16 protein-coding genes are annotated in these 18,063 nt (G+C 70.1%); 9 read left to right on the plus strand and 7 right to left on the minus strand.

The features are described 5' to 3' along the window. Positions 1-30 precede the first annotated feature (30 nt). The 5 genes from ACFSZT_RS14805 to ACFSZT_RS14825 are packed head-to-tail and all read left to right on the plus strand — an operon-like array spanning position 31 to position 4,673. Positions 31-1,011 carry an AfsR/SARP family transcriptional regulator gene (locus tag ACFSZT_RS14805; protein ID WP_377391911.1) on the plus strand — a complete coding sequence of 327 codons (981 nt, stop codon included), beginning with the start codon at positions 31-33 and terminating at the stop codon, positions 1,009-1,011. Continuing rightward, on the plus strand, positions 1,008-2,288 hold the full coding sequence (locus tag ACFSZT_RS14810; protein ID WP_377391909.1) for a type VII secretion protein EccE: 1,281 nt from the start codon (positions 1,008-1,010) through the stop codon (positions 2,286-2,288). The genes ACFSZT_RS14805 and ACFSZT_RS14810 overlap by 4 nt, the downstream gene beginning before the upstream one ends. Further along, positions 2,285-2,998 carry a helix-turn-helix transcriptional regulator gene (locus tag ACFSZT_RS14815; RefSeq protein WP_377391906.1) on the plus strand — a complete coding sequence of 238 codons (714 nt, stop codon included), beginning with the start codon at positions 2,285-2,287 and terminating at the stop codon, positions 2,996-2,998. The genes ACFSZT_RS14810 and ACFSZT_RS14815 overlap by 4 nt, the downstream gene beginning before the upstream one ends. After that, positions 2,995-3,801, plus strand: a complete 807-nt coding sequence (locus ACFSZT_RS14820; protein WP_377391903.1) for a right-handed parallel beta-helix repeat-containing protein — start codon at positions 2,995-2,997, stop codon at positions 3,799-3,801. Before ACFSZT_RS14815 ends, ACFSZT_RS14820 begins: the two co-directional genes overlap by 4 nt. After that, the gene (locus ACFSZT_RS14825) at positions 3,798-4,673 is read left to right on the plus strand and encodes an AAA family ATPase (protein WP_377391900.1); all 876 of its coding nucleotides are present in this window, start codon (positions 3,798-3,800) and stop codon (positions 4,671-4,673) included. Before ACFSZT_RS14820 ends, ACFSZT_RS14825 begins: the two co-directional genes overlap by 4 nt. Here ACFSZT_RS14825 and ACFSZT_RS14830 read toward each other — a convergent pair. Beyond that, the gene (locus ACFSZT_RS14830; RefSeq protein WP_377391897.1) at positions 4,650-5,315 is read right to left on the minus strand and encodes a response regulator transcription factor; all 666 of its coding nucleotides are present in this window, start codon (positions 5,313-5,315) and stop codon (positions 4,650-4,652) included. The genes ACFSZT_RS14825 and ACFSZT_RS14830 overlap by 24 nt on opposite strands. Before the next feature lie 124 nt (positions 5,316-5,439). Between ACFSZT_RS14830 and ACFSZT_RS14835 the strand changes: the two genes are divergently transcribed. Further along, a complete protein-coding gene (locus tag ACFSZT_RS14835) occupies positions 5,440-5,889 on the plus strand; it encodes a hypothetical protein (protein ID WP_377391894.1) in 450 nt (149 codons plus the stop codon). Between the two features lie 16 nt (positions 5,890-5,905). Here the strand turns inward: ACFSZT_RS14835 and ACFSZT_RS14840 are convergent, their stop codons facing one another. Then, a complete protein-coding gene (locus tag ACFSZT_RS14840; protein ID WP_377391892.1) occupies positions 5,906-6,208 on the minus strand; it encodes a hypothetical protein in 303 nt (100 codons plus the stop codon). Between the two features lie 70 nt (positions 6,209-6,278). Here ACFSZT_RS14840 and ACFSZT_RS14845 point away from each other — a divergent pair, with 70 nt between their 5' ends. After that, positions 6,279-7,055, plus strand: a complete 777-nt coding sequence (locus ACFSZT_RS14845) for a DUF5131 family protein (protein WP_377391889.1) — start codon at positions 6,279-6,281, stop codon at positions 7,053-7,055. Between the two features lie 100 nt (positions 7,056-7,155). Here ACFSZT_RS14845 and ACFSZT_RS14850 read toward each other — a convergent pair whose 3' ends face one another. After that, positions 7,156-8,010 carry a TetR family transcriptional regulator gene (locus tag ACFSZT_RS14850; RefSeq protein WP_377391886.1) on the minus strand — a complete coding sequence of 285 codons (855 nt, stop codon included), beginning with the start codon at positions 8,008-8,010 and terminating at the stop codon, positions 7,156-7,158. A gap of 95 nt (positions 8,011-8,105) precedes the next feature. Here ACFSZT_RS14850 and ACFSZT_RS14855 point away from each other — a divergent pair, with 95 nt between their 5' ends. Then, on the plus strand, positions 8,106-8,564 hold the full coding sequence (locus tag ACFSZT_RS14855) for a hypothetical protein (protein ID WP_377391883.1): 459 nt from the start codon (positions 8,106-8,108) through the stop codon (positions 8,562-8,564). Positions 8,565-8,643: 79 nt separating this feature from the next. Here ACFSZT_RS14855 and ACFSZT_RS14860 read toward each other — a convergent pair whose 3' ends face one another. The 4 genes from ACFSZT_RS14860 to ACFSZT_RS14875 form a co-directional block, all read right to left on the minus strand. Beyond that, positions 8,644-15,093, minus strand: coding sequence for an AAA domain-containing protein (locus ACFSZT_RS14860; protein ID WP_377391880.1), 6,450 nt, complete (start codon positions 15,091-15,093; stop codon positions 8,644-8,646). Between the two features lie 119 nt (positions 15,094-15,212). Further along, on the minus strand, positions 15,213-16,781 hold the full coding sequence (locus tag ACFSZT_RS14865) for a serine/threonine-protein kinase (RefSeq protein WP_377391877.1): 1,569 nt from the start codon (positions 16,779-16,781) through the stop codon (positions 15,213-15,215). Between the two features lie 48 nt (positions 16,782-16,829). Further along, positions 16,830-17,339: a hypothetical protein gene (locus tag ACFSZT_RS14870; protein ID WP_377391875.1), complete on the minus strand. Its 510-nt coding sequence runs from the start codon at positions 17,337-17,339 to the stop codon at positions 16,830-16,832. A 153-nt stretch (positions 17,340-17,492) separates the two neighbouring features. Further along, complete coding sequence (locus tag ACFSZT_RS14875; RefSeq protein ID WP_377478269.1) at positions 17,493-17,678, minus strand: hypothetical protein; 186 nt, start codon at positions 17,676-17,678, stop codon at positions 17,493-17,495. 125 nt (positions 17,679-17,803) lie between these two features. On the opposite strand from ACFSZT_RS14875, the gene ACFSZT_RS14880 reads away from it, so the two are divergent. Beyond that, entirely contained in the window at positions 17,804-18,007 is a 204-nt protein-coding gene (locus tag ACFSZT_RS14880) for a hypothetical protein (protein WP_377391869.1), read from the plus strand. Positions 18,008-18,063 lie beyond the last annotated feature (56 nt).

Here is an 18,063-nt window from a genome sequence, read left to right on the forward strand (position 1 = left end):
CCTCATGTTCGTGCCGCGATCGTTGCTCACATGCTCTTCCGTGTTCTGGGGCCGGTGGAGGTCCACGGCCGCGACGGCGAGGTACACCGGCTCGGCGTGGGCAAGCCCGCGACCGTGCTGGCGACACTGCTGGTGCACCCTAACGCGTGGGTCTCGACCAGCACGCTGATCGACGCGACGTGGCACGAAGCGGCCCCGCCCGGCTCGGCGCGGGCGAACCTGAAGACCTACATCTGGCAGCTGCGGCGCTTGCTGCCGAGCCCGGACGACGGCCTGCCGCGCATCGAGAGCGTCCCGGGCCGCTACCGGCTACGGGTCGCGCCCGGCGAGCTGGACACCGACCACGTCGCGCACCACGCGGCCCGCGCGCGGGCCGCGGCGCAGGCCGGTGACGTCGCCACGGCGATCGACGCCGTCACCGCGGCGCTCCGGCTGTGGCGTGGCCGGCCCTTCGAGGGCCTGCCGGATGCGCTGGACGACGCCACCGACCGGCTCACACAGCTGTACCACCGGCTGCGGGATGACCTCGCCGACGCGCAGCTCGCGCTCGGCCGCACCCGGGATGCCGTGCGCACGCTGCGGGCGATCACGGCGGACGATCCGCTGCGCGAAGGAGCGTGGGCACGGCTGATGCGTGCGTTGCACGCACTCGGCAGGTACGCGGAGGCGGCGTGTGCCTACGAGCGGGCGCGGCGGATCCTGGCCGCCGAACTCGGGGTGCCGCCTGGGCGGGAGCTCACGGCGGCCCGCCGCGAGGTCGATCGCCCCGCGACCGGCCCGGTTCGGGAGCTGCCGCGCCATCCGGCTCGAGTGGTTGGACCGGTCCCGATCCGGCTTGCTGAGGCGGATGGGGCGGCGGCCGGGCGGCACGGTGGCGAGGCGGCCCGGCCGGTGCGGGCCCGCTCCGGTAGTTCGCCGGACGGCCGGTGCCGCTGTCGGCGGGTGAGGCCTGCATGCCCCGCGCCCGGATCTCCGGCCCCGGCTGCGGATGTCGTGAGGGTCCGGCGATGACCGCGCAGCCACACCAGGGCGTCACCGCACCGGCTGGGTACGTCCGGCCCGAACCGGCGCCGCGAGCCACCGGGCGGCCGCTCGCGACCGTTGCTGCGGCCGCCCGCGCCACCGCGACCCGGCCCCGGCCTCCCGCCGCACCTCCGCGGCCCGCCGGCACCGGAACGACCCGGACCCGCCCGCACCCCGCCGCCGTCGCCTCCACCGTCCGGGTCGGACACACAGACGTACCGCCACGCGAACGCCCGGCGCGCCGGGAACCGCTCGAGTTGCCGCTGCTTCGCATCGTGTGCTGGCAGGTGGCGGTCGTGCTCGTGCTGCTGGCGATCGGCAGGCCGTGGCCCATCCTGACGGCCCTGCTGCTGGCCGCGGTGGCACTGCTGGCCTGGACCGCGGTGCGCGTCCGGGGCCGCTGGCTCTCCGCCGAGGCGACCTTGCGGGCGCGACTGCTGCTCCGGCGCCGTCGGTGTGACCTGCCCGGCGCGCACGCCGCGGACGTCTTGCTCCGGACGTTCGCGCCGGGCGCCCGGATCCACACGGTTGCGCTCGCCGGGAGTCCCGCCGCGGTCGTGAGCCGCAACGAGGAACTGCTCGCCGTTCTGCGCCCGGCCGGCGCAGATCCCGCTGCACTCGCCGAGCTCGCGTTGTCCGGTGCGCTCCTCCCGGACGCCGCCGATCCGCAGGCACTGGCACCGCCTGCCGTCCGGCTGCAGCTTGTGCTGCACCACGGTCCACAGCAGACCGAGCACGCCCGCGCATGGCTGGCCGTGCGGGCGGTGCGCGAACCCGGCTGCGCGGGCGACGCCGACCTGCTCGTCCCGCTGACCAACGCCGTGCGCAGGGTGCAGAGCACGTTGCGCAGGGCCGGCCTGGCCGTGGTCGCCCTGACCGGGCCCGAGCTGCACGCCACGCTCGTGGCTCTCACCCACACCGGGCCGGGGCGGGGCGCGATCCGGGAGGACCGGCGCTACTGGCGGGCGGGTCCGATCGCGCAGGCCGGCCTCCGGCTGACCGGGTTGGCCGCCCGATCGCCCCGGGCCAGGGTGCACACGCTGCACCGGCTGCTCGCCGCCGCTGCGGGTACCGCCCGCACCGTCGCCGTCACGGTGCCGGAGTACGCCGGTGTGCTGCGCGTCGCCGCGCGGCTGGACGCGACGGCCGACGCGGCCGCCGACCAGCTCCGGAGGACCCTGCCGTCCGGTCTCCGGCTCGAGCGGATGGACGACCAGCATGCAGCGGCCGTCGCCGCGTCGTTGCCGATCGGAGGGAACCCGTGATCACCCAGTCCTCACCCGAGTTGTGCGAGGCGCCGCCGCGGCTCGCGGTCCTGCACGGGCACGCGCCACGCCCGCCGGTGTCCCGGCTCGCGCGGGTGGCCGCGAAACTGGCCGCCGCCCAGCGGGAGGTTCTCCTCGTCAGTCCGATGTCCGGTGCGCCCGGCGACCCGGTCGCGATGTTCCGGGCGATCGACGAGGCCAACCTCAGGCGCGGTGTCCGCTACCGAATGCTGTTCCCCGACGTGGCGCGCACCTCGGCCGGGATCGCCCGGCGTCTCGGCATGCTCGCCCGGGCGGGCGCGGAGATCCGCACGATGCCCAGCGTGCCCGTCGAGGCACTGGTCGTCGACGGTGCGGTCGCGATCGTGCCCGGCGAAGGGCAGGGCAGCACGGCAGGCATCGCCGTGCTCCGGTTGCCCAGCGTCGTCGGGACGATCACCGAGCTCGTCGACCGGCTGTGGCCCGCCGCGGTGCCGCTCGTCGCGGCCGATCCGCCGGCGACGGCCGAGCCGGCGGGACGCGACCGGGAGCTGCTCGCGCTGCTCTCCGCCGGGTGCACCGACGAGTCGGCGGCCGCCGCCCTCGGCGTCTCGGTGCGCACCGTGCGCCGCATGGTGTCGAGCCTGATGAACCGGCTCGGCGCGCGCAGCCGCTTCCAGGCCGGGGTCAAGGCCGCCGACCGCGGCTGGCTCCCGGATGCGGCCCGATGACGGGGCGTGCGGTGGCCACCGGTCGCACCGTTCTGGTCGATCCGGACCGGCGAGGCGCGTATCCCGCGATCTGCGAGGCCGTCCTGGAGGCCCCCGACGGCGCGTGCGTGGCCATCGCGGCGGGTACGTACGCCGAGACGCTCGAGCTCCACGAACGGCGCCTCACCCTGCGCGCCGCCGACGGCGCGGAGGTCGTGCTCGACGGCGCCGGTGCCGACGTGCCGGTGCTGCTGGCACGCGGCGGTGTCCTCGCGGTGCACGGGCTGACCGTGCGCGCGGGCGACGCGGCGGCCGTCCAGGCCGAGAACGCCGAGCTGACCCTCACCGGCTGCACCGTGCACGCGGGCCGGGGACCGGGCGTGGCGCTGCGGGGCCCCGGTCCGGTGACCATCCGGGACGTCACCGTCACCGGAGGGGAACACGGACTCGTGCTGGAAGGCACGTCCGGAGTCGTGGAGGAGGTCGCCGTCGACGACGTCGCCGGGGACGGGCTGATCGTCGGCCTCGGAGCCGACCCCGCCATCCGGGCGTGCGCGGTCGGCGGCTGCGGCCACCGCGGGCTCTACGTCGACCAGCACGCACGGCCGATTGTGCAAGGCTGCCGGATCACCCGCACCGGGAACGCCGGCATCGTGGTGGCCCACCGGGGCGAGCCCGTGCTGCGGCAGGTGTCCGTGCGGGACGCGCTGGGCGTCGGAATCGAGGTGGGGCCACACTGCGGCGGCTCGATCGAGGGCTGCGAGTTCCACAACACCGCCGAGCCGGCGTCCGCCTCGCCGAGACGGCGACCGCCACCGTGGTGACCGCGCCTGCCGATGTCCTCGGCGCCTCCGGCCCGCTCGACGTCCTGCTCGCCGAGCTGGACGGCATGGTCGGGTTGCGCGGCGTCAAGGCCGAGGTGCGCTCGCTGGCCGACGAGCTCCAGGTGAACGCGTGGCGGTCGCGGGCGGGGCTGGCCACCGGCGCGGTGAGCCACCACCTCGTCTTCGCCGGTGCTCCCGGCACCGGCAAGACCACGGTCGCGCGCATGTACGGCACGCTTCTGCGGGAGCTCGGGGTGCTGCCCGGCGGCGAGTTCCGCGAGGTGTCGCGGCGGGACCTCGTCGGCCAGTACATCGGCCACACGGCCGAGAAGACCGCGGGCGTGTTCGAGCAGGCGCTGGGCGGCGCCCTGTTCATCGACGAGGCGTACACCCTCTCCCGGCAGGCGGGCAGCGGCGGCGATTTCGGCCAGGAAACCATCGACACGCTGGTGAAGCTGATGGAGGACCAGCGTGATCGGATCGCCGTCATCGTCGCCGGCTACACGGAGGAGATGCGCCAGTTCCTCTGCGCCAATCCCGGGCTGTCGTCCCGGTTCGCCAAGGTCGTCTCGTTCGAGGATTACACCCCGGACGACCTGGTCGGCATCGTCGGCCGCATGGTCGCGGCGGGCGACTACGAGCTCGACCCGGCGTCCGCGCCTGCCCTCGCCGACCACTTCCGGCGGGTCGCGCGGGCGCCCGGCTTCGGCAACGCGCGCGACGCGAGACGGCTGTTCGAGGCGATGCGCAAGGCACAGTCCGGGCGGCTGCGCAGGCTGGGCCGGATCCCGGACGCCGCGGAGCTGCGCAGGCTGCGGTCCGAGGACGTGCTGGCGGCCATCGCCTGCTCAGCGCGTGGGGTCGCCGAGTAGGTAGCCGGCGCCACGCACGGTGTGCAGCACGGGCGGCGGGCCCAGCTTGCGGCGGAGCTGGGTGATCAGCACGTCCAGCACGTTCGACGCCGGCGGCACCAGCTCGTCCCACGCCGCGGCGATCAGCTCGGCACGGCTCACCGTGCCACCCGCGGCGGCGAGGAGACGTTCGAGCACGACGAACTCCTTGCGCGTCAACCGCAGCGGTGTGCCCCCGCGCCGCGCCTCGTGGGCGCCGGTGTCCAGCTCGAGGTCCCGCCACCGCAGAACCCGGGGCGCGGGCAGGTCACCGCGCCGGCACAGGCTGCGCACGCGGACCACGAGTTCGGCCACGGCGAACGGTTTCACCAGGTAGTCGTCGCCCCACGCGAGCCCGGCGATGCGGTCGCCGACGGCGTCGCGCGCGGTCAGGAACAGCACCGGCACGCTCCACCCGGACCGCCTGCGGTGTTCGACGTAGTCCAGCGCGTCGCCCGCGGGCAGCATGCGATCGAACACGACGCAGTCGTAGGCGTTGACCGCGAGCGCCTCGTCCGCCTCGGGAAGGTTCGGCGCGGTGTCCACGGCCAGCCCCGAACCGCGCAGCGCGGACTCCACCGCGACCCGCAGGTTCTCGTCGTCCTCGGCTACCAGCACCCGCACCGGGGCGAGAGTAGCGCGTGGTCGCCGAACGGGCGCGGCATGTCATCAAATCCTCATTCACGCCTCGCGAGAGTGGTTCCGCGCGGTCAGGGGACCGCGGATGACCGGAGAGGAAACGCCTGACATGACCGAGACGACTGACCTGTCCCACGGGGCCACGCGCAGGACGCGACCGCTCGCGCTCAAGATCGCGGTGGGCATCCTGCTCCTGCAGGCGCTCGCCAACGCCGCGGGCGGCGTGCTGCTCCTGATGGTGGCGGCCGAGGACATCGAGCACGGACGGGACGTGCCCGCACTGCAGTACGTGCTGGGGTATGCGTCCATCGCCATTGGCGTGGTCCTGCTCGCGTGCGGGGTGCTGCTGGTGCGCGGTGTGCTCGCGGCACGCCCCGTCGTGGTGTGCCTGGAGGTGCTGGCGATGGTCGGTGGCCTCGTCAACGTCGTCCTGGGCGCGCCGCAAGCCGTGGTGGGTCTCGTCCTGGCGGGGCTGGTGCTGATGCATCTCTACCGCGCCGAGGTCACCGAGTGGTTCCGGGAGCGCACGGAGCAGCGCACCGGCGCCTACTCCGGGTGACGCCGGGATCGCACCGTCACGGCTGCTGCAGCAGCAGCGCCAGGCAGAGCAGGAACACCGGGAGCGCGGCCAGCGCGACCTGAGGGAACGACCGGGGTCGACGCCAGCTGACCAAGTAGGTCAGCGGCGTTCCGGTCACGACGATGGCGATGAGCTTCGGGCCGACGTCGTAGTACAGGGTGTCCGGGTCGGGCAGGCCGCCGATCGCCAGGAGGACGAGCATGAGCACGGCCTCCCAGGTGAGGATCGCGGCCAGGGAGAGCAGCCATCCCCGGCCGCGTGCCCGCTGCGGCCGCTGTTCGTCGTGCTGAACGGTCATGTCCTCAGCATGGGACGCGGCGCGCCGGCCGCGGGTGCCGTGGCCGCAACCGGACAGGTTCAATGGAGACATGACGACCTCGCGACGGCGCCGGGGCGATCGCAGCGTGGACGGCCAGATCGAGACCGTGACCTGGAATCCGACCACCGGCTGCGACATCGTCAGTGCCGGGTGCGACCACTGTTACGCGCTGGCGTTCGCGCGCCGGCTCAAGGCCATGGGCAATCCCGGCTACCAGCGGGACGGGGACTCCCGCACCAGCGGTCCCGGTTTCGGGCTGACACTGCATCCGGACCGGCTGGACCACCCGTTCCGCTGGCGCAGACCACAACTGGTGTTCGTCGACTCGATGAGCGATCTGTTCCACCCCAAGGTGACCGACGACTTCGTGGCCGAGGTGATCGAGGTGATGCGCCGGACACCCCGGCACACGTACTTCGCGCTGACGAAACGTCCGGGGCGGATGGCGTCCGTGCTCGGGCGGCTGCGCCCGGATCCGCTCCCCAACGTGTGGTGGGGCACCACCATCGAGACCAACGACTACGTGTGGCGCGCGGACCGGTTGCGCGCCACGCCTGCCGCCGTGCGTTTCCTGTCCCTGCAACCACTTCTCGGCCCGCTGCCGGACCTGGATCCGTCCGGATTGGACTGGGTGTACGTCGGCGGTGAATCGGGGCCCGGGCACCGGCCGATGGAGGCGTCGTGGGTGCGCCAGATCCGGGACCGCTGCGTGGCCGCCGGGATTCCGTTCCTGTTCAAGCAGTGGGGCGGGCGTACCCGCAACGCGGGCGGCCGGGTGCTGGACGGCCGCACGTGGGACGAGATGCCGCGGTCCGGCGGGTGGTGACCGCGGCCGGCCCGGACGGGCGCCGGTCGGCTCCGGGGCAGTGTGTGCGGTGGTGACTCGTCCGGCGCCGGCGTTCGGCCGGTAACGGCACGCCGTGCCGTTACCGGCCGGGTGGATCGCCGAGCGCGGTGGTGAGCCGCCGGAGCACCTCCTCGGTGGCCATCGAGGTGCGCAGGACGGCGACCACGGGCTCCTCGGACGGCGCGGCCCCGGCGTCGCCTGCCTGCCGTCCGGCCCCGGTTGTCCCGTCGGAGCGCGCGGCCGTCCGGCCTCGCTCGCTCGCGCCGGTTCCCGCGCCTTCGTGGTGCTGGCCGGTCCCGGCGGTCTCGCCGGGGGAGTGGGTCCGGGGCACCATGGCGAAGGCCTGGTCGGCGAGCGCGTGGGCGTCGACGGCGCCGTCGCTGCGCAACCACTGGCGCAGCACGTGGTTGTGCGCCGCGGCCACGGCCGCGCCGGTGATCGGAGCCCGGACGTCGGCGAGGGGGTCGCCCGCGGCATGGAAGCGTTCGCGCAGGAACCGGGTGAAGACACGCTGGTAGCGGTCGACGCTGGCGACCTCCTTGTCGCGCAACGACGTCACCGTGCGGGTCAGCGCGTAGCGCTTGAGGGAGATGTCGGGGTCGCCGAGGTAGAAGTCCAGCACGAGCCGCACGGCCGCGCACACCGTGTCGACCGGGTCGCGTCGCGGGTCCGAGTCGGCCAGGGTGCGTTCGAGCTTGACCAGCAACTCGTCGTGGTTGGGGAAGATGGCGTCCTCCTTCGACCGGAAGTACCGGAAGAAGGTGCGCCTGCCCACGCCCGCGGCCACCGCGATGTCGTCGACCGTCGTCGCGTCGTAGCCGCGTTCCAGGAACAGATCGATCGCGGCCTTGGTGAGCGCACGGCGCAGCCTGCGGCGTCCCGCGACCGTACGGCCTGCGCGGGGACGCGGCGCGGAGGAAGTCTCGGCGGGCATGAGCTGAAACGTAGCAGATTTCGGGCTTGCTAACGGCACTCAGTGCCGTTAGCGTGGTGTGGAACGGGAGCGACGATGCGCCGCAGGAGGACGCCATGACTCTGGAGCTGGACCCGCAACGGACGACTCGCGTCGACTACCGCAGTACGTTCGGCTGGCCGGTGGAACGGCACCGGGACGGCCTGCGCCTGGTGACCGGGTCCGGTGTCGGCGCCGTGGTGGTGCCGAGGGCGATGTCGGACTCCGTGCTCGCGCGGCTGCGCAGGCAGGGGTGTTCGGGCCCTGCGCTCGGCCTGCCGACGCGGCGCGAACGGATCACCGTCCTCCTGGTCGAGACCGACGACTTCACCGTCGCCCAGGCGCCGCTGCCCGAGGGCGTCCGGGTACTTCCCGCCGGCTCGGTCATCCCGTTGCCGGACGAGCGGCAGCTCCACGGCCCCGCCCAGTGGCTCGTCGAACCGGACCCGTTCCAGCGCTGGCTGCCCAGCGTCGGCGCCGTGCTGGCGACCATCGCCGCGGCCGGTCAGGTGCATCGCGAACTGCTGGCCTGGTGACTGCTGGCTTGGGGACGTCCTGGGCGTGCCGTCTCGTGGGACGGCACGCCCGGGGCCTCGTTGTGTCACGCGTGCGGAGTCAGCTCGTCCAGGCCGCTTCCAGCGCTTCCGCGACATCATCGTCACCCCGGTCGCGGTAGGCGCGGAGGATCTGCCGTCTCTTGGCATCCGAGGGCAGACCGACTGCGTTGGCGAGATGCTGTTCCGCACTGTCTGACGCCGCACCGGTCACGCCGATCATGGCAAGCGCCCGGACAAGCGGACCTTCCTCACTGGGCAGGGTGGGCGCCGGCTCCAGCGTGAAGGAGCGATCGTCGGCGAACAACAGGAACACCGACGTTCCTACGGTGATCTCGTCGCGCTCCAGGAATCGCTTGATGCTCGCGACCTGCGGTTGAACACCGGACCACCGTACGGACTGCAGGCCCAGAGCTGAGTGGAACTCGACCGTGTCGCCCGGCTGGAGGCCGATCGCTGTGGCGAGTCCGACGGGAGCGCCGAGGCCCGAACCGCGAAGGTGGTCGGAGGTGACGACGATGCGGTATGCCCAGCTGCCGTCGCGACGGAACAGGTGCCGTGTCTGTTCGGGGCCCTTCCGGCGCGTCGGACCGGCCGTGCTCCTGGTGACCACGCCGTTTCGGGTTTCGAAGGGCGGAGCGGCCGCGTAGGTCCTGATACTCGTTTCCGAGATTCGGTTGAACCGGGAGGTCAATTCCCCGATCAGCTCGTGCAAGGGCACGCTACCGGCGCGTGCGTCGATCACTCGGCCGATCTGGTCCCGGATCGTCGTGTACTCGTCGAAATCCCACTCGCTCAGTGCCCACGTACCACGGTCGACACGCTTGAACCGATCGTCATGAGCCAGCCGGTCCGACCACCCGCGGGCCGAATTGAGCTGCAATCGTTCCGCCATGGTGTCGGCGGTCAGCGGCTCACCGCAAACTGACAGGAGCGCTGCCACGCGGTCGGTGATGGAGCGCGGGCGCGTCAACACGTGACCGTCCATGAGCTCGTATTCACACCATTCTAGCCACGACCGCAGCTCGGCCTCGGTCATGCCGAACTCGCGCAGCACCCGGTCCAGGTCGGACAGGCTGGCGACGCCGTGCTGATCAGTGAGGTCCTCGAGGAGCAGACGAGTGCGTTCCCGTGTCTCGCGGACGTTCGGAGCCAGAGCCCACCCGTCGACCACCTCGAAGTAGTCGTCCAGCTTGTCGAGCACGAACCACAACGGCCTGCCGATGATGCCGACACGCTCATCCAGGATGGGATGTTCGAGCACAAGGCGCTGCATAGCCGCAACGGGTTGGATCTTCGCGCGCAGGCTCTCGAGCAACTTCCCGACCTCGACACTGGCCGCGAGCCACTCATGTAGCTTCGTGCGTACTCCCGCCTCGATCTGACGTGCGCGCTCGCGTGTGATCCCATGGTCGTCACCCAGTTGCTGCAAGGTGACCGGCTCGTCGGCGAACAACCGTTTGGATGCAATGGCCAACTCGCGGCCGTTGAACTGGTCGAACCAGCTTTCCACCTCATGCCGAGCGTCCTCGTACTGCCCGACAGGTTCCGGAAGCCGTTCCGCGCGCGACGAGGTTTCGGTGGCGGACACGTCCGGCGGCGGTTCGACGGCGGCCTCGGCCAGCGTCTTGAGCAGATCGATCACCGTCCTGCGTCCGACGCCCCGGGTGCTCAACAGACTGCCCCACGACAGGTGGACGAGGTCGTGAGCCGTCTCCGCGCCGACCGTACGCAGCAGGTTCCGCGCGCGAGTGCCAAACGGAAGGTGACCGAGCCGGCCGTCACCAGGCAAGCGAGGGAACGCGGAGGCCAACGGTTCGGCTTCGGGCCACAATCGGAGCAACGCGGAGGCGACGCCATAGAAGTACTTCTCCGTGCCCGCCCCGGCGGACCATGCCGACCTGGGTGACTCCGTCAACCACCAACCAGGGGCAGCCGCGACGTTGTCCAGTTCGAACGCCGCCCCGGGACGGCACCGCGCGAGCCATGGAAAGAACTCGGTCCAGGTGCCCCCGTCGGCATCGGCGACCTCCACTACGGGAACGGTGATCTCCGCGTTCTCGATGGTGGGCACGGTGTCCGGCGACCGCACCGGCGGCTCCGGCGTAGGCCCTTCCGGAACCGGCTCGACGGAGCTATCTGGCTCCGCGCTCGCCGCCGGATCGGTCAGGATCGGCCGGATCTTCAGCGTCTCGAGGACCGTCCACAAGGATGCGAGGGCACGTTCCTTGTCCAGGTAGTAGGCGGACTCCCGCACGCGCCAGAACTTCCAGCCACACCGCTTGAGCTCCTGTTCGCGGTACACGTCTTGGGCAAGTTGTTCCGCCGATTCGTGCCAGTGGTCGCCGTCGCATTCGACGGCGAGTTTCGCGCCGTCTCCCGTCACGACGAGGTCGATCCGTCGTCCGTTGCTCTCCACCTGGGGCGTGACGTGATAGCCCCGGCTCACGAGGTCGAGATACACACGCTGCTCGAACAGCGAGTCGAACTGCGGATGACGAACATCGGGCCGCACGTCCGCAAGGACCGGGTCGAGCGGCAACCTGTCCATGGTCATGTGCTCGAGCAAGGAAAGGCGCAGATCGCCCGGATTGAGCCGGTCTCGCGTCACCGAGTGGAACAGGTGGAGTTGGTCCTGCGCACGTGACACCGCAACGTTGAAGCTGCGCTGGAACGACGCGCGGGTGAGGGCGCTGAAATTCTGTTCAGGAGCGACCACCATGGACAACCAGACGACGTGGCGCTCGTCGCCCTGGAAGTCCGCGGCTGTACCGATCCGGAGTCGGCGTTCCTCCCATTGGTCCGGGCCGAAGCCGCGTTTGTGCAGCGCGTCCTTGATCTGGTCGATCTGTCGGTGTCCCTGCAGGACGACCACGCCGAAGGTCTTGTTCTCGTAGGCAGTGTCGTCGAGACAGCCGACAATCGAGTCGGCGATGGCGTCGGCCTCCACCGGGTTCACCAAGGTGCTGTTCTTCCCCTCGACGAAGCTGCCCTCGATGTAATGCGCGCGCAAGGGAGGTAGCCGATCCGCGCCGAACTGCCGTACGGGGACGAGCGGCTGATCCTGGTAGAACTCAGTGGAGCACCACTGGATGATCTCCGGCATACAGCGGAAGTGTTCGCGCAGCCTGACCAGGGGCCCGAACCTGCTACGCAGGAGCGAGAACATGCTCGATTTCGGCGTGAACTCGGTACGCAGGTAGCCGGGCACATCGTGCAGCTCGGCGTCCAGGGACTCGAAAACCGGCTGCAGGGCGCCCGCCAGGGTGTCGGGAGGTGTGCACTGTTTGTCGTCACCGACCACGATGACGCGAGGCGCAAGCCAGAGCAGGAAGCTGCTCGTGAGGTCTGCCTGGCTGGCTTCGTCGACAATGATCACGTCGAATGCATTCTGCCGCGCCGGCACAGTGTCGAGAACCTGCTGAATCGGCATTACCCAGGCCGGTACTGCGTCCTGTGCGACGCTCATCGCCTCGCGCGCGGCCTCGCGGAAACGTTCCGTGAACTTGCCCGTGCCCTTGCCGATGTTGGCGGTGTTGCTTGCGTACGAGCGCAAGGCTCCGACCTGGGTGGAGGTCATGCGACGCAGGCAACTGTTCCACGCCCGTTCGGCAGCGAGTTCGGCCGTGACCGACTCCAGGTCCTGCGTGGTGGACTCCAGCTCCGTCTCGAGCTCCTGCTCTCGTCCCAGCCGCGTCTGCTCCTCGACCCACGCCGTTGCGCAGGCATGTGCCCAGGCTTGTGGCCATGTGGAGACGCGGTCGGTCCACTCCGGTTTGGAAGCTGTGGTCGACAGATCTTCAGCGAGTGTGGGGCAGGCCGAGGTCAGCCGTGACAGTAGGGCGTCACATCGCAGCTGGGCTTGCCGTTGGGCCCACGCTCGCTCCAGCCGGCGGAGGCTGTCCTGGTAGCGATCGGCGTCCTGCCCGCCGATGGCCGCGAGAAGATCATCGTGTTCCGGCGCTCGCCGAGCCGCAGGTACGAGGGCGCTGATCTGTTCTGCGGTGGAAGCGAGCTCGTGGGCTGCCAGTTTCGCGCTGTATGCCTGCTCCGCTTTGATGGCATGGTCGGCGAAGTCGAGGATGTCGTCCAGCGTGCCGAGGCGTGGCCGCATCGCCGGGGGCAATGCGGTGAGCAGCTGGATCAGTTCCGTGCGTACCGAGCGAACCTGTTCGATCTTCTGGTACAGGTCACGTAGCCTGACCAGTTGATCGACGACCGCACTCCGTGGCGCGACGGTATGTACCGCGTATCCCAGAGGTGCAAACGCGACTCGGACCGTTTCGCCGATCTCGATGACGCGCAGGTGGTTCGCTACCTGGAACGCCGTGTCGGCCGTGGTCACGGCCGACCCGGCGACCCGTACGGACGGCAGAAATTCCTCGACGGCTTTCTGTTCCGGCTTCTTGCCCAGTTTGCGGAGCTTTCCGCCGGACTGCAGGTAGGTCCCGAAACTGTGGAATGCGCGGCCGGCCGCCGGCGGGATCGCCTGCGTGGCGACGTCTGCGAATCCGACCGCTTGATCGCAGCGCAGTGCCTCGTCGATCAGCGTCAACGAGTTCGCCGCGGATTGCCACAGGTACTCGTGTTGTTGCCCGAACAGTGCCGCAGTCGTCGCGTCAACCCACGTGGGGTCCGCCGGCGACGAGCGCAGTTGGTTGACTGTCTCGGCCGCGCGTTCGCAGGTCTCCCTCAACTGATGGAAACGTTCGTCCGTCAGCGTGCCCAGGGAGGAGACGAGGGCGCCCTGCTCGCCTTGAGTTACGTCGTTTCCTTGCTGCACACGGTTGACGAGTCCGGCGATCAGGTACTCGTCCGGCAGGTCTTCGCTCCGCGGCAGATCCTGCGTGCGCCGCGAGCGTCGTTCGTCGGTTTCCTCGCGAAGAAGGCGCACCAGTTCGGAGAACTCGTCCGTCGACAGCGGGCAGTCGCCGTCCGCGCGCCCCCGGATCCAGCCGAGATCGGAGTTCTTGTTCAGCTTCCGGACGATCGTGCTCAGAGTGCCGGAATAGCCGGCGGCGATCTCCGGGTGTTCGTACCGCTCCGATTCTCGTAGCGCCCGGATGTCCTCCAGAAGCTTGGCGCGTTGTTGCTTTTCTCGCTCCCGGCGAGCCGACAGCTCACGAATGCGCCGATCGGACGCGCGCGCGTCGAAGGTCGAATGCCGTTCGGAGAGCGTGGTGACGCTCTTGGTGAGAGCCGATCGGCCCTTGCGTTCGATGGCGGTCATCGAGACGCACAGGTCTTGCATCTGTGGGGGCAGTTTGTCTCGCAGTACCCGGAGCGCCTGCGCCTTTTCGCTGGTCACGAGAATACGCTGGCCGCGCGCAAGCAGGGCGCTCATCAGGTTCGCGATCGTGTGGGTCTTTCCGGTGCCGGGCGGACCCTCCACCACGACGCCGCTGTCCTCGCCGAGTCGCCGGATGACATCCCGCTGCTGGTCATTGGCGGGCAAGGGGAACAGCGGGTCGTCGGCGAGCGCTGTGGCCGCAGTCGCGCCGGTCCGTTCCAGCCAGGCGAGCTTGTCTGTCGCCTCGATCGGTTCCACGAGCTGAGCCAAACCGAGCGGCACCGGGGTGTCGGGCTCCTCCAACGCCCCGGCGATGGTCTCGTAGTAGCGACGCAGAGCGTAGGATCCCCGGGAACGCAGAACGATGGCGGGTGCGAAGTCCAGCCGGAACGACTTTCCGACCCGGCTCGCCTCCCATTCGTCGGTGACAGAGCACACGGTGTCGAGGGCGCGTTCGGCCCACTGTTTGAAGAAGCCGGTCACCTCAGGATTGACCGGCGACCCGCCCAGGCTCTGGAGTTTCTCGCGGAGTGGCGGCCCGGCGTTCCGGTCGAAGAAATCGAAGTCACCGATGATCTCGTCGTCCTCGAGCCTCGGCTCGGTGTCGTCGGCGATCACGCAGTGGATGTCGCCGGTCTCGCGGTCGTAGTCGATCCGGATCGGCTGAGTGAGCAGGTGGATCTTGATTGGCCGTCCGTATTCGGTAGCGGCCTGGAACAGACCCGACGCAAGAACGATTTCGAGCGATTCCGGCTGTTGACTGACGTGGCGTTCCATGTCCGCCAGCGTCGCGTGGATCTTCTTGAGGGCCAGCCGGTGCGCCTGCGCTGTAGCCCAGGCTCGCCAGTCGGAAAGCCAGCGGTCGAACGCCTGCTTGACCGCCGGTACGTCCTCAAGGTCGACGATGTCGTGTTCGGTGGGATGCGGGCCTCTCGGCCGCAGTACCGGTTCGTCGCCGTCGGTGTCGACCCAGAATCGCAGCAGGTCAGGCGCTACGGGCTCCGGATCGACTTGGACCTTGGGAACCACGAAGGCCCGACCGCCGGAGATGACATCCTCGTCGATCGGCACGTGCTTCGTGGCCTCGGACAGCCACAGCACTGCCGCGTGGTCGGCGATGTGACGGACCGGGGTGCTCCGCTTGATGGCGAGCTTGCGGAGGAAGCCCATCAGGCGGACGACACGGTCCTTCAGCGCGGGATCATTCTCGGGATTGGCCACCAACGGCTCCTTGCGCGACAAGACGGCGCCCGGACACGACCCGGGCGGTGGTTTTGTCGAGAGATCACAAGAATGCGTTAGCGCTCGGCTATGAGGGTCGCCGGATCGTTACCTGTGGTTCAGCCCGGAAGGTCGGACAACACGTCGCGGATCCTCGGTACCAGCGGGTGACGCCCGCCGTAGTGCCGGATGAGGTCGTCGAGCAGATTCCGTAGCGTCCGGTCCGCATGGTGCCGGCGGCCTGCGCTGAGCTGCCATAGTCCGATCTGGTGTCGGAGCTCGATCGGCCGTGGATCCCGCGGACCGTACACACGTTGCTCGTCGGCAACGAGCTTCTGCGCGATGTCCAGGGCAACGGCCGTGTTGCCCAGCTTGGCTTCGCACTCGGCCTGCTGCGACCGGCACCGGAACACCAGTTCGGTGTCCGGACCATTCGTGGTGGCGAGGTCGTCGGCCAGCGCGGCGTAAGCGGGTGCGGCGGCCCGGTAGTCGCCACCTTCGAACAGGATGTTGGCCAGTTCCAAGCGCACAGCCAGGACGTCCGGGTCCTTCTCGCCGAGGCGCTCGGCAGCCGCTTCGGCGACGGTAGCCAGCGCTTGTGCGGCTTCCTTGTAGCGCGCCTGCCGTGCCAGCTCATCGGCTTCTGCGCGGGTTTCTTCGAGTTCATCCCGGCTGATGTGGGTGCGGGGCGGCCGCGTCGGTTCCGGGGGCTGTGTCGTGGGGTGGGGGACCGTGGAGGGGGCGGGTTGGGTGGGTTCCGGTATCGACACAAAGGTCCTGCTGAGGACGGTTGCGTACATGCGCACCGGACTGGGCACCGTCGGCGGCTTCAGCACGCCTGGCAGAGGGCCGAGATCGGTGGCGTAAGGCAGGAGCCTCGTATAGGCCTCGTGCGCTGACGACGGGCGGTTTTCCGGTTTCTTCTCCAGAAGTGCTCGGAGCACCACATCCAGGCCTGAGGGAATCTCGGGGCGCTTCTCCCGCGCCGAGGCGGGCACCTCGTCGACCTGCTTGTTCATCACGGTGTACGAGGTCGCGCCGGTGAACACGGGGCGCCCGGTGAGCATCTCGTAGAGCGTGCAGCCGAGGGCATACAGGTCGGTCTGCGGTCCGCTCATCGCCGCCAGCACCTGCTCCGGGGCCATGTAGGCGGGGGTGCCGATGCTTTGACCGGTGCGGGTGATCCGGGAACGGTCGCCGAGGTCCAGGGCGACGGCGAGGCCGAAGTCGAGCACCTTCACGGTGCCGTCCGGCTCGAGGATCAGGTTGGCCGGTTTGAGGTCGCGGTGCACCAGGGACGCGTCGTGCGCGACTGCCAGCACGGCACACGCCTGTGCCGCGATCGCCGCCGCCCATCCCACCGGCAGCTGTTCCTGCTGCGCGATCAGGTCACTCAGGCTGATGCCGTGGACGCGTTGCATCACCAAGAAGGGTCTGCCATCCTCGGTGCCCACATCGAAGACAGCGGGCACACCCGGATGCTGAAGACGTGCGGTGATCCGTGACTCACGGACGAACCGGCGGACGAGTTCGTCGTCCGGAATGCCGTCCTGGAATCGGACAAACTTGACGACGACCTCGCGGTCGAGCTTGGCATCGTGGCCGACCCAAACTTCGCCCATGCCCCCGCGGGCCAGCGGCATCGGCTCCAACTCGTACCTGCCGTTGATCACCTTGCGCCGCGTCACGTGCCCTCCCGCTGAGTCTCCGACACAGGTATCACACAGGGTGTCGGCTCAGGAGACGGTAGGCTGCCACCATCGCGAGTACGGCTCGATCACGTCACCGAGCGGCTGCGGGTGCAGCGCGTCGAGGCGGCGGCGCAGCAGCTCGGCGTCGCGAGGGGTGAGGCCGACGAGCGGGCGGCGGAGCTTGATGCTCCAGGCATCCCCGACCCCGGCGAAGGCGTCCAGTTCGGCGACCAGCTCGCCGAGGTCGACGCCGTCCGGCCACGCCGTGGCACTCGGAAAACGGACGTCACAGCCCACCGGGAACCGGCGGCCGCCGAGGTCGACCGGGTCGTCGAGTGCCGCGACCGGGGTTGTCGCGGTGCCGGCGGCGATCACCCGGCCGCGGTCCCGGGTTGGGTTCTTGAAGCAGCCTCGGGTGGTGTACAGGAACAGGGAGTCTCCGGGCGCCAGGGCACGGACTTCGGCGCGGTTCAGGCCGGGAAACGCCATCCGCTGCTCGGTCAGCAGCCAGCCGAGCGCTTCGCGGTCACCGATGACGAGCAGGTAGTCGGCCATTCCGTAACGATAGGAGCTCGGACGGTAGCGCGGCTCGGCCTACCCGCGATGAGTGGGCATGACGTCGCCCACCACGCCGCCGCTGCCCGCGGACGAAGTATGGGACCGGTTGACCCGCGCCCGCGCCGACTACGAGACCGGGGTCGCCACCTGCTACGACGAGGTCTTGCACGAGGTGTCGCAGCGCATCACCGCGGCCGGTTCCGCGGGCAAGGCCGACATCGGTGCGCTCGTCTTCTGGAAGCGCTTGCGAGCCGATACCCGCTGGGTGCGCCGGCTGCACGCCGAGTCCGAGCAGCGGGTGTGGTCGATCATCGCGGTGGCCGTCTCGGCCGTCACCGATGACACGATCCCCACGGTCGAGGCAGCCGCACCGCGGCGCTCGGGCCTTTCGGGAACTGCCCGGGTTCCGATCGGGGCCTGCACTCGCCTCGGCCGTGCTGACGGGCGCCGTGCCGGCCCGCATGGCTGTTTACGACCGGCGTGCACACGCCGCTCTCGGTGCGCTCGGCGTGTCACTCACGGGCACCCGGCAGGTGTACCGCCGTTACATGGAGCAGGTCGAGATGCTGCGAGCGGGAGCGCGTCACCGCGGCCTGGAATGGACGGCCCGGGACATCGACGTGGCCTTGTTCTGGCTGGGCAGCGGAAGTGAGCTCGACCGGTAACGCAGTCGTTGCCGACAGCGAGCACCATGTGCAGAGAGTTCGACACGAGACGAATC

This window comes from Prauserella oleivorans (assembly GCF_042685745.1).
GTDB lineage: Bacteria > Actinomycetota > Actinomycetes > Mycobacteriales > Pseudonocardiaceae > Prauserella_A > Prauserella_A oleivorans.

Excerpts from the sequence above, each read along its gene's own strand:
- ACFSZT_RS14805 (WP_377391911.1), top strand. The coding sequence starts at position 31 with ATGCTCTTCCGTGTTCTGGGGCCGGTGGAGGTCCACGGCCGCGACGGC.
- ACFSZT_RS14810 (WP_377391909.1), top strand. The coding sequence starts at position 1,008 with ATGACCGCGCAGCCACACCAGGGCGTCACCGCACCGGCTGGGTACGTC.
- ACFSZT_RS14820 (WP_377391903.1), top strand. The coding sequence starts at position 2,995 with ATGACGGGGCGTGCGGTGGCCACCGGTCGCACCGTTCTGGTCGATCCG.
- ACFSZT_RS14835 (WP_377391894.1), top strand. The coding sequence starts at position 5,440 with ATGACCGAGACGACTGACCTGTCCCACGGGGCCACGCGCAGGACGCGA.
- ACFSZT_RS14840 (WP_377391892.1), bottom strand. The coding sequence starts at position 6,208 with ATGACCGTTCAGCACGACGAACAGCGGCCGCAGCGGGCACGCGGCCGG.
- ACFSZT_RS14845 (WP_377391889.1), top strand. The coding sequence starts at position 6,279 with ATGACGACCTCGCGACGGCGCCGGGGCGATCGCAGCGTGGACGGCCAG.
- ACFSZT_RS14850 (WP_377391886.1), bottom strand. The coding sequence starts at position 8,010 with ATGCCCGCCGAGACTTCCTCCGCGCCGCGTCCCCGCGCAGGCCGTACG.
- ACFSZT_RS14855 (WP_377391883.1), top strand. The coding sequence starts at position 8,106 with ATGACTCTGGAGCTGGACCCGCAACGGACGACTCGCGTCGACTACCGC.
- ACFSZT_RS14870 (WP_377391875.1), bottom strand. The coding sequence starts at position 17,339 with ATGGCCGACTACCTGCTCGTCATCGGTGACCGCGAAGCGCTCGGCTGG.
- ACFSZT_RS14880 (WP_377391869.1), top strand. The coding sequence starts at position 17,804 with ATGGCTGTTTACGACCGGCGTGCACACGCCGCTCTCGGTGCGCTCGGC.